At 40.0% G+C, this 1,574-nt stretch carries 1 protein-coding gene; it reads right to left on the reverse strand.

Annotated features, from left to right (window positions below; translation table 11 throughout):
* Window positions 1-447: 447 nt before the first annotated feature.
* On the reverse strand, window positions 448-1,485 hold the full coding sequence (locus ACJJVX_RS00245; RefSeq protein WP_405629484.1) for an IS110 family transposase: 1,038 nt from the start codon (window positions 1,483-1,485) through the stop codon (window positions 448-450).
* Window positions 1,486-1,574 lie beyond the last annotated feature (89 nt).

Raw genomic sequence — 1,574 nt, forward strand, 5'->3', positions numbered from 1 at the left:
AGGGTCACCCATTAGAGAGTTCCGGTCAAGCAGGCAGCTGTGTTTTCTTGATCTCTTTATTCAAAAAACCAAGTGTTGTTACTTTTTAAACTCACTTTAAATATGACTATGCATCCAGTAATGACGTCGTTTGGTGTGAATATGCACCAGTCACCCATATGAATTTAGGCGGTTTAATTAAGCATCGTTGATGATTAATTAAGGCCCTTGGCTTTCGCCTCAGTCATCGTTTAGTGCCAATGTCAGTCCAGTTTTTGGCAAAGCTTATGCCCTGCGCTATAACAAATCTGTGGTTTATGTTTTTACATAACCAACCCTGTGTGGCTCAGACAGTGGGCATACCCAACATTTAAATAAGAGCGGTTAACGTGCAGGCTCAATCAGATCTGATGGTTTTACCAACCCCGTTTTTAACTCAACACGTTAACCTAATTCATTTTACGGTCGCTAAGAAAAAGCCTTGTGTTCATCAAATGGGACATTATCTTTAAGCACGTGATAACAGGCTCTTGCGAGCTTATGCGCAACCGTTTTAATTGCGATAACTTGGTTCGTTTTAGCCAGTTTTCGTTGATAATATTTTTTGATTGTCGGGTTGTACCGAATGGCAAAGTTAGCGGCCTCAGTAAACGCCCACGCTAAGTAACGATTACCATTCTTTTGATTTGTAGCGCCTTTCTTCTTTCCATTGCTGTATCTCGCACCTTTAACGCATCGACAATACGAGGAAAAATTACCTGGACTATCAAAACGTTCAATAGTGCCTGTCTCTAACATAATAGTCAGTGCTAACGTATTCCCAATCCCATCGATACTGGTTAAGTTTATAAATTCAGGGGAGAGCGATGTTTGTTGTAAAATAGCGCTCTCTATTGCATTTATCTGCTGTTGAGCACAGCGTATCAATGTGAGGTTAGAAATGACCGACAGTGCTGTATTCGTTGAGCTGAAATCGGTGTGTACTTGCTCAACATTGACGCCTTTTCTGATAGCGGCCATTTGTTTGATTTTGTTGCTACTGAGCTTGTATCCAAGGTGACGCATGTAACAACTTTGCACTGATAATAAGTTTTTAGTGGACTGTTGAACAATGTCCATTCGTTTACGCATTAAGTCGCGAACGGCCCTGAGCTCTCGAGGATAAATATAGCCCTCAGGCAGAATGTTTAGACGTAGCATTTCAGCCAACCAACGTGCATCACTGTGGTCATCAGCATGTTTTAAGCCTGAGTATTGTTGGATTGCAGCGGGGTTTGCTAAGTGAAGTTTAAACCCTTCATCCATTAAAGCATCGACTAACCAATACCAATTAAAAGTTGATTCAACAACAAGTCCTTTTAAATTGTCTTTATAAGGACTTAGAAAAGATAAAATGACAGCCATGTTATTATTTAAACGCTTAGCGGTAAGCGTTTCACCGTGTTCATTAATGATAGCAATAACACTATTATTTGAATGCAAGTCAATTCCACCATATAGTTTCATACTAAGCTCCTCGTGATACTGTTTATGTTTTGGTCAACACAACTGTATCGAAAAACTCGAGGAGCTTTCTATATGATTATCAGGTCTTG

This window comes from Pseudoalteromonas sp. Ld20 (assembly GCF_045064175.1).
In the GTDB taxonomy this organism is placed as follows: domain Bacteria; phylum Pseudomonadota; class Gammaproteobacteria; order Enterobacterales; family Alteromonadaceae; genus Pseudoalteromonas; species Pseudoalteromonas neustonica.